General features: G+C 37.7%; 5 protein-coding genes. 4 read left to right on the top strand and 1 reads right to left on the bottom strand.

Translation table 11 applies throughout. The features are described 5' to 3' along the window. Positions 1–329 precede the first annotated feature (329 nt). On the bottom strand, positions 330–2,318 hold the full coding sequence (locus H4O18_RS21690) for a putative porin (protein WP_187588600.1): 1,989 nt from the start codon (positions 2,316–2,318) through the stop codon (positions 330–332). A 148-nt stretch (positions 2,319–2,466) separates the two neighbouring features. On the opposite strand from H4O18_RS21690, the gene H4O18_RS21685 reads away from it, so the two are divergent. The 4 genes from H4O18_RS21685 (at position 2,467) to H4O18_RS21670 (ending at position 7,934) form a co-directional block, all read left to right on the top strand. Continuing rightward, positions 2,467–3,066, top strand: a complete 600-nt coding sequence (locus H4O18_RS21685; protein ID WP_425489144.1) for a ribonuclease HII — start codon at positions 2,467–2,469, stop codon at positions 3,064–3,066. 29 nt (positions 3,067–3,095) lie between these two features. Next, on the top strand, positions 3,096–5,555 hold the full coding sequence (locus H4O18_RS21680; RefSeq protein ID WP_187588596.1) for a ribonuclease HII: 2,460 nt from the start codon (positions 3,096–3,098) through the stop codon (positions 5,553–5,555). A gap of 316 nt (positions 5,556–5,871) precedes the next feature. After that, positions 5,872–7,209: an OmpA family protein gene (locus tag H4O18_RS21675; RefSeq protein WP_187588594.1), complete on the top strand. Its 1,338-nt coding sequence runs from the start codon at positions 5,872–5,874 to the stop codon at positions 7,207–7,209. Between the two features lie 32 nt (positions 7,210–7,241). After that, a complete protein-coding gene (locus H4O18_RS21670) occupies positions 7,242–7,934 on the top strand; it encodes a TapB family protein (RefSeq protein WP_187588592.1) in 693 nt (230 codons plus the stop codon). Positions 7,935–8,123: the final 189 nt, after the last annotated feature.

Genomic DNA, 8,123 nt, shown 5'->3' with positions numbered 1-8,123 from the left:
CTTCGATCAACCATATGAGATATCTTCCCGGCCCGTTCTTTCGATTTCTTTTTCTGCACCATATCCCCGTTCCCGGAAATATGGTGCGCTGTCTTTACAATATATCAATGAACTTTTTACTCTTTTTCTACTATCGCTCTTTCTCTAAGCGGGTGCAAATGTAGAATACTTTTTTCGCTTACACAACACCTTTTTCAATTTATTTTTAAAAGAATTTCCTGTCTCCTTATAAAAGCCTGATTTACAGCTAAAAAAATTATATATTTTTTTAGATTTTTAATGACCTTCCTAGATAGTAAAACACAAAACCTAGAAAAGTGAAAATTCAACTAAGAAAAGAAATTCCAAACCAATCCAAATCGTATTACAAAATCCCTGTAAGGATAATTTGGCGCCGCATAAAAATTGCTGCCGCTAAACGAGGAATTAAAGTGTTCTGCTTTCAAAAATATCCTGGTTTGCTGCACCCGGGCATTAATAAAAAAGTCCAACATGGGAAAGCCCCCCAATTCTTCCTGGCCCTGGGAATAGAATTCCCCCAATACGGGATTATAGGCATCCGCATTGTAGGATGTAAAATACTTCAAGGTAACCCCTGTTTGCAAGTACATGGCCTTTTTGAATACAAAATTGGAATAATACAAGGTGTTTCTGGTGACTACCTCTGGCACATTCAACACTTCATTGGGCTGGGAAACATTCTGATACATTACAGTATTGTCCAGCGCAAATCCCTTCCATTTAAACTCCTTGCCATATTTAACCTTTATAATATTGATAGTACCACTCTCTTGGAATGGCTTAATAAATGCCTGTTCTCCTCCTTCAACCACAGTTTCCGACGGATCGGAAGCAAAATAGGTGTAATTGTCCAAGGAAGTATATTTGGCCATAAGATTACCAAATAGGCTGGACTCCAAATCAAATTGAAAACCATTATTATTTAGCTTCTTAAAATCCTCCGTATGTTGCCAATTGTAATTTGTGTAGTCACTCTGGTATAAAAGAAAATTAAAATTGGGCATACGTGAGGAGGAGTGTATGGAAAATTTAAGCGTGTTCTTTTTATTAATATCATAGCTGGCAAAGGCATCCAATAAATTTCCTGATAAATCTCCTGAGATATTGGCCTGCGCAGACCCATTAAGCTGAAAACCTCCAATTTTCTTCACATATTTGGCACCAGCAGAGATTTCATCACCACTTAACTGACTTTGGATAAGCTGGGTAGGTGTCTGTAATACGGAGTTGAAATAATAGTTGTACTGATAATGATTAATATGCCCCGTCAGCACACCCAAGGTTCTATTGGAGAATTGGGCATATACATTATTATAAGTCGTTTTTAAGCTAGCCTTATCGCCAATACTAGAGGCATAACCATCCCCAAAATAATCGTTCTGAGCACTTTGTTTAAATTGATAGTATTTGGTCTCATAACTAAATTCATGCCCCAAAGCCAACGAAGTTGTCCTAGTCCTGGCCGAATCCATTTTTTTGCCAAACAAAATATACTGGTGATCCAAATAATATCTTTTCCCCAATAGCCGGTTGGTGGCATTGGAAAAAAGCACATCCAATCTGGAACGGTCCTTAAAGTCAGGGTCACCGGATTCAAATTGCAATTCCTTATTGGACAGCCCTCCATTTTCCTCCCATGTTGAATTCTGGGCAGCCATGTGCGTTCTTAAATTATAGCGTTGGTTCTTTGATTCGTAATTGGCCGTCATTTTAAAATTTCCCGACTCGGCTTCACTATATTGATATTTACCCAATGACCTAAAGCCCTTATATGCTATTGAAAAATTTAACTGTCGAGAGGTGTTAAATGCCAACAAAGCATCCAAAAGCTGTCCACGTTCAAAAGTAGTCTTAAACATTAGATCGCTCATAGGAGTAGCCACATTGTAGTAATTAACTTCCCGAGCTTCCATATAGTTATAATGCTTCGCACTGGCTCCCAAACTTGGATACGTATCCTTTATATCGAAATTAACTCCCAATTTGTTGTAGGGTTGACCTACATTGGCAAAAGGCATCAATTCAAAATCGTCCCTTCTCAGAAAATTGTTTATATACTCCTTCTGTATGGAGATGGTGGTATCCAAAAATGTGGTATCCCTCTCGTAACTAATGATCTTGTAATCTTTAATGGTTATTTCCTGACCCTGCCCCTCACCATTTTTTTTAGGTGGAAGATTTCTAATATTACGATTCATGGAAGGCGCACCCTCTTTCCTTGATGAAGGAATTGAATCTTCTTGTGCACTAACGGCCTGACTAAAAAACACTATTAAAAGTGTCAACAAATATCTCATGCTACAAACTTACGCCGACAAAGTTAATTTTTTTGTCCTTAATGAAATGTGAAAGTTTATTCGATATATTCTTAAGAACAATTTTAATTATAAAAACTCTGGGGAAAAATAACCAATGTAATTATCTTAGCCTACCAAACTATAGTATATTAAATTGAAACCATTTTACAAATACCTTTTAGAAGCCGGAACCGATGAAGCTGGTAGAGGATGCCTTGCAGGACCGGTTACGGCCGCAGCTGTTATTTTACCCAAAGATTTTGTAAACGACACCCTTAATGATTCAAAAGTGTTGACCGCGTTGAAACGCGATTTCCTAAGACCTATAATAGAAACCAACGCCACGGCATACGGGGTTGCCCAGGTTTTCCCTGAAGAAATAGACAAAATAAATATTTTAAATGCATCCTTTTTGGCCATGCACAAAGCCCTTGATCAATTAACTGTAAATCCAAAATTAATTATTGTTGATGGCAACAGGTTTAATCCCTACCAAAACATACCCCACTGCTGTATAATTAAAGGCGATGGCAAATACCTCAGCATAGCAGCCGCTTCCATTCTGGCCAAAACTTACAGAGATGCCTATATGGAGAAAATTGACTTGGAATATCCTATGTACAACTGGAAAAAAAACAAGGGCTATCCCACCAAGGAACACAGGGAAGCGATTAGAAAATACGGTTTAACCAAATACCATAGAAAAACTTTTAGACAATTACCGGATCAATTAAAACTGGGCGTATAAAAAACTTAAATTTGTTCAAAGGACTATTTATGAAATTCAAATTACTTGCTGTACTTTTTTCACTCACCTTAGGATGTACAGAACAAAGCACCAAAACCTCACCACTACTCAACTTCGTACCACAGAACAGTGCTATTATTATAAAAATAAACGACAAACCATCCTTTTCCAGTGAAGTGGAAAACAGCGACCTGATCAAGACATTATCCTCTACCTCTGCCTATACCTCCGTTTTAGATAAAATACAGTCGCTTAAATACCTTCAACCCAATGGTGAAAGTATTTTGGCCTTCGTAGAATTGGGCAAGGAAAGTTTTGAATTGCTCTTTATTGCACAAAAAAGCGACGACCTTTTTCAAATTGATAGTGAAAGCGATAAAATTGTAGAAAATATTAGTTATGAAGGAAAAAACTTTGACAAGTACACTGTGGAAGGGGCTACTTTCTTTTCTACAGTATTGAATGACAAAATAATAGTAAGCTCAGCACAAATGTTGATCGAAAATATACTTCGAAATGAAAAGGATCTAGCTGTAGACGAATTATTAAATAAGCTGTACCAGATAGCCAATAATCAGAGTAGTGCCAATATTTTTGTAAATACCAACCAAAGCAACCCATTATTGGCCCACATTTTTGCCGATGCACAGAAGGCAGACATTTCAAAATTTACAGATTGGGTTTCCCTCGATTTTAACACCAACAAGGACCATATAAAACTCAATGGCATTAGCGTGGCCAATGATTCCATTATAAATTACAGTAATCTTTTTAGGGACAGCCATGCCTTAACTCCCAGGACGCCAAATCTTGCACCAATGGCTGCCGATGCCATTATGGCCTACACCTTTGACAATTATGAAAACTTTGCGTTGAACCAAAAAAAATATTTGGACCGTTCCATAGTTATAGACACTACTTTTAAGGCAGTGGAAGAAATTGGATTTGTTTATCTGAACAATGAAAAGGCGGTAATACTTCACACTTACGGTTCCGAGAATATCCTGAACTATCTGGATAAATTGGAAAAGGCGTCCGAAGAATACCAAGGCAATGAAATTGTTGAACTTTCCAAGTCCAATTTCTTAAACCATTATTTCAATCCTTTAATACAAGATTTCGAGGCCAAATATTACACCATCATAGAAAATGCCTTTGTGTTCTCCTCCACTTCGGAGACCCTAAAAAACTTCATTGGTAATTTTAAAAATGCTTCCACTTTTGAAAAAACATCGGTTTATAAAACGGCAAAAGAGCAGTTGGCAGACGAATCTTCCATGCTTTTTGTATCCAATGCAGATGGCGTTGAATATTTTTTGGATAACTATTTTGACAAAGAGATAACCAAGGATATCAAGATCAAAGACCTTTCAGAATATTCGTTTGCCGCCCAAATGGTCTCCGATGATAATTTTCATCACACCAATATACTTTTTCAAAAAATAGCCCACGAAACCACCTTGAACAAAACTATTCCCTATTTCACCCTGCAGCTGGATACTGAAATAGTTACGCCTCCTCAATTTGTAAAAAATCATAGAACCAATAAAGACGAAATTATAGTTCAGGACCAGGACAACAACCTGTATCTTATTTCTACCGACGGCAAGGTTATATGGAAAAAACAACTAAAAGGTAGGATCCAAGGACGTGTGGAACAGGTAGATCTTTACAAAAATGGCCGCTTACAATTGGCGTTCACTACCGACAATGAGTTCCTTATAGTAGATAGGAATGGAAAAGATGTACCACCTTTCAACTTCACTTATGAAGGGGGAAATTTAAACCCATTGGCCGTATTTGATTACGACCGCAAAAAGGACTATCGATTTGTAGTGACCCAGGGAACAAAAGTGTTTATGTACAACCGCTTGGGCCAGATCGTAAAGGGCTTTAAGTACACCAAGGCCGAAAATCCCATTCTAGGCACACCCAAACATTTTAGGGTGGGCAAAAAGGATTACTTGGTAATGAAACAAGAAGGCGGAGAATTAAAAATATTGTCCAGAACAGGTGATTCCCGTGTTAAAGTGAAAGACAAAATAAATTTTTCAGACAACGAGGTTCTTCTCCATAAGAATAAGTTTACGGTAACAGACACCAAAGGACGTCTGTTCCAAATAGACGAAAAAGGCAAAACAACAACAGCCAATCTAAATGTGCTTCCGGATCATGGTATAGATGCCACAAGCAATACATTGGCCTTAATGAACGATAATATTCTGACCATAAGGAGCAAAAAAGTGGAATTGGACCTTGGGGTGTATTCAAAACCGAGAATATTTTATTTGAACGACAAAATATACATTAGCGTCACGGATATACAGAACCAAAAAATCTATCTTTTCGACAGTCAGGCCGAAGCCATTTCCAATTTTCCCGTTCCCGGGAATTCCAGTATCGACCTAATTGATATGGATAATGACCATAAATTGGAACTGGTGGCGAAAGATCAGGACAACTCCATTATAGTTTATAAGATCAACTAAAAAATTTCTTGAATTTAGATTTCCGCATTAAATAACATACTTCAGATTTTTCTTTGAAATATATTAGAAAAATATTTTCATTTTATACGACTAATCCTATACTACAAAGTGGTTAAATGCCCTATTGAACCTCTTTTTTGAAAAACTTTTTGAGCTCAAATGTTAACCATAGGGGTTACTATACTATTAATACATAAAAACATGCAAGATATACACCATTCCGGTCGTCAGGCTAAAATTTCGTTAATTTTAGTTAATTTATTGACCTGTAGCGGATTATACCAAAAATATATTGAGAACATTAAAAATTAGGATTATGAATAGCTTCAAAATTTTCCCCAGAGTAATATTATCTTTTCTGTTAGTATTTTTTGTCAGCGGCGAAGTACACGGTCAAATATTGAAAAAATTGGGCAAGCGGGCAGAAAGGGCCGTAGAGCGGACTGTAGAAAGACGTGTTGACCAAGAAACCACTAAAAAGACAGATGAAGTATTGGACAGCATTTTAGAACCCGGCTCTAAAAAATCCCCTACAGACCCACAAATTGGGAACCCATTACCACCTTCCGGCCAGGACAATCCAGGAAATGTGGGCGGAAACAACAACAGTGGCAGTACGGATAGCCAGACTACAAGGAAAACCATTGAGGTTTACAGTAAATTTGACTATGTACCAGGGGATAAACCCATATTTTTTGATAATTTTTCCAACGACTTCATTGGCGACTTCCCATCCAGATGGAATACCAATGGTGGTGGGGAAGTTGTATCCGTTAATGATTCTGACGAAAAGTGGCTGGAATTAATTTCGGGATACAACATATATTTTATTCCGGACACACCAAATTTGCCAGAGGAATACACCATTGAATTCGATATAATGGCCCTAGGATTGGACAATAAAACTTCTTCTACCGCATTTCTTAGAGTAGCTTTAAGTGATGACGATAAATTTAAAGAAGGCGCCAATTTTGTACATGCCCATATTCCTTTTTGCCAATACTCCCCAATAGGCATCACCATGGCCAATCATATTAATAACAAAAGGGAAATTTACAGTGTGGTTAAGGCAGATCTGAGGGAAGAGATATTAGATAGACCCCATATTTCAATTGCAGTGAATAAGCAGCGCTTTCGATTATGGGTGAACGAAGAAAAACATATCGATATCCCCAGGATAGTACCCCAAGGAGCCGTCTTAAAAACTTTAAAATTTCATATGAATAATTTTAAGGATGGAAAGGAACGCGTGTTCATCAGCAACCTTAAAGTAGCCGAAGGCGGTTTGGACTTACGGCGTAAGCTGATTTCTGAAGGGGAAGTCTCCACAAATGGGATTCTGTTCGATTCCGGTTCGGCCAACATCCAACCTCAATCCATGGGAATCATTCGACAAATTTCCCAAGTTTTACAGGAAGAAAACGGAATGAACCTAATGATAGTTGGACATACCGACGCCGATGGATCGGGTGATGCCAATTTAAGCTTGTCCCAAAAACGAGCTGCTGCGGTAAAAAACGCCCTAGTAAATGTTTATGGTATTTCAGACAGCCGTTTGCAAACCCAAGGCAAGGGAGAAAGCGAACCCATAGGGGACAATAATACTCCAGACGGCAAAGCCCAGAACAGGCGTGTCGTTTTCAAAAAAATATAACATTAAAACCTATCCATCTAAAATAAAAAAACATGAAAACACTTACCTTAATTTTTAGCTTTTTCCTTGTAACCTCAACAACTTTATCTCAGGATTGTAGCAAATACTATCCAATGGAAGAGGGTACAAGTTTTCAATATACGATGACCAACAAAAAAGGGAAAACCGAAGGCGTTACCGATTATTCCATTACAAATGTCGAAAATTCGGGCGGTGTTACCACCGCTACCATGAATATGAAGTTCACAGATGAAAAAGGTAAGGAAATCATGGTATCAGATTATAAAATCAGCTGTACTGGGGGAACTGTCAATATCGACTACAATTCACTTGTGCCATCACAAATGATGAAACAATACACGGATATGGGGGTAGAAATGGAAATTAGCGGGACAGATATAGAATTGCCCAACAACCTTAAAGTTGGACAGGACCTGGCTGATGCCAATGTAGCTATAACCATTAAAATGACAGGTATGAATATGACCATAAAAGTAGACCAGCTCAATAGAAAAGTGGAAAAAAAAGAAAGTATCACAACCCCTGCAGGAACTTTCGATTGCTTCCTACTCACCCAGGACAATATTTCTGAGACCATGGGCGTAAAACAGACAATGCAATCCAAGCTATGGCTTGCAGAAGGGGTGGGAATGGTAAAGCAGGAATCATATAAAAAGAATGGTGATCTTACCAACCAAATGCAACTCACCAAGTTCAATAATTGAATCAGAAAGATTTTAGATAAAAAAAAACCAAACCAGAAGTCTTGGTTTTTTTATCTAAATTGTGTCTAGTCCTGAAATAGCGTTACACAAAAAGAAAGTGTAATGAACAAATCAGAACAGATGTACATCAAGCGTACCCAAAAGGACTACTCAATGTCGTTCAAACTTAAAGTGGTCAACGAAATAGAG

This window comes from Arenibacter arenosicollis, from assembly GCF_014397245.1.
Classification (GTDB): Bacteria; Bacteroidota; Bacteroidia; order Flavobacteriales; family Flavobacteriaceae; genus Arenibacter; species Arenibacter arenosicollis.
The sequence above is the reverse complement of the archived record's forward strand: the minus strand, read 5'-3'. Positions and strand labels throughout refer to the sequence as shown.

Excerpts from the sequence above, each read along its gene's own strand:
- H4O18_RS21690 (WP_187588600.1), bottom strand. The coding sequence starts at position 2,318 with ATGAGATATTTGTTGACACTTTTAATAGTGTTTTTTAGTCAGGCCGTT.
- H4O18_RS21680 (WP_187588596.1), top strand. The coding sequence starts at position 3,096 with ATGAAATTCAAATTACTTGCTGTACTTTTTTCACTCACCTTAGGATGT.
- H4O18_RS21675 (WP_187588594.1), top strand. The coding sequence starts at position 5,872 with ATGAATAGCTTCAAAATTTTCCCCAGAGTAATATTATCTTTTCTGTTA.
- H4O18_RS21670 (WP_187588592.1), top strand. The coding sequence starts at position 7,242 with ATGAAAACACTTACCTTAATTTTTAGCTTTTTCCTTGTAACCTCAACA.